This is a genomic window from Staphylococcus cohnii subsp. cohnii (assembly GCF_002902365.1).
GTDB lineage: Bacteria > Bacillota > Bacilli > Staphylococcales > Staphylococcaceae > Staphylococcus > Staphylococcus cohnii.
The window spans coordinates 1-1,776 of the sequence record NZ_PPQC01000053.1 but is presented as its reverse complement, the minus strand read 5'-3'; the positions used below and the strand labels follow the sequence as shown (position 1 = coordinate 1,776).

Genomic DNA, 1,776 nt, shown 5'->3' with positions numbered 1-1,776 from the left:
GCAAAGATTTAGTTTTTGCTTTGCTTATATTAATATTTATTGGCTGTGCGATTTTTATATTTGATCAAGTTTCTTATATTTTTAAACCATTTATCATTGTTTTTAATACAATTGTAGCACCAATCATTGTATCGATTATATTATATTATTTATTTAACCCATTAGTTAATTTGATGGAACGATATAATATATCAAGACTTTGGGGTGTGATTATATTATTCTTAGTCATTATTGGTGTAATTGCGTTAGCTATTAATTTATTGATACCTGTGATTGGCGCTCAGTTTAAAAGTTTTGGAAATAACTTCCCATACTATGTAGATAAGGTCAATAAATTTATAGATAGTGTAACGAAATACTCTTTAATTTCTAATTTTTATGGACAAATTCAAGATCAATTAGATTCATTGGCGAAAAAATTACCTTCAATGGTGTCTGATTATTTTAATGGTTTTGGTTCTAAAGTTAAAAATTTTGCTGAAGCTTTAGTAAATGTTGGCGTTGTAATTGCTACAACACCATTTGTTTTATTCTTTATGCTAAAAGATGGGCACCGCTTCAAAGAATTTTCAACAAACTTAATGCCGCCTAAATTTAGAAAAGATTTTCATGATTTATTAGATAAAATGAGTCTACAAGTTGGTTCTTATATCCAAGGACAAATTATCGTATCGTTCTGTATTGGTATATTATTATTTATTGGGTATAGTATCATCGGTTTAGACTACAGTTTAATTTTAGCTTCAATCGCTGCAGTTACAAGTGTTGTTCCATATATTGGTCCGACGATTGCGATTTCACCAGCAATTATAATTGCTTTAATTACTTCACCGATTATGTTACTGAAGTTAGTGGTTGTTTGGACAGCTGTTCAATTTATTGAAGGGCATTTCATTTCTCCGAATATCATGGGTAAAACATTGAAAATTCATCCATTGACAATTATATTCATCTTACTAAGTGCAGGTAATTTATTAGGTGTTGTCGGTGTTATTTTAGGTATTCCTGCTTATGCGATATTGAAAGTATTAGTTTCGCATTTGTTTACCATGTACAAACGTCGTTATAATAAATATTATGGTGATGATGCAGGGGAATATGAAATTACTTCTGATGAAGAAATTCGTTGATTTAAAATTTAAAAAATGTATTAAAAGGCTGAGACATAAGGTTCTTGGTCAAGTGAAAAAAGGCAATTTCTATTGAAATAATATAGAAATTGTCTTTTTCATTATTGTTTTGATTATTGTTAGCTTATTGAGCTATTTCTATTGTATTAAAACATATCATTTATAGCGATTTTGCATCGTGCGGACGCCCGGGGAAATGATATGAGTGAGAGACTACAGGCTCGAGCCATATCCCCAGGCAAGCATGCACAATCAAAATCGTAAGTTTTTTATATAAAATGGGCTCTTTCATCATGAGTACTCATATTAAGTTATATCTTTTGATTAATTAAAAATATGACTTGCTTTAGTTGTATAAGTTAAATAATGCGAAGCTATTTCTATTGTATTAAAACATATCACTTATAGCGATTTTGCAATCGTGCGGACGCCCGGGGAAATGATATGAGTGAGAGACTACAGGCTCGAGCTATATCCCCAGGCAAGCATGCACGATCAAAATCGTAAGTTTTTTATATAAAATGGACGCTTCCATCATGTGTACTCATATTAAGTTATATCTTTTGGTTGATTAAAAATATGACTTGCTTTAGTTGTGATATGCTCCCTTCAAAGTAGACACTTAAAAATGTAAACTTTGAAGGGA

The 1,776-nt window shown here is 30.6% G+C and carries 1 protein-coding gene; it reads left to right on the top strand.

From position 1 onward, the window contains the following. Nucleotides 1–1,130 (top strand): AI-2E family transporter (locus CD032_RS09700; protein WP_219727857.1); only part of this gene is annotated, 1,130 nt, incomplete at its 5' end. Between the last annotated feature and the right edge of the window lie 646 nt (nucleotides 1,131–1,776).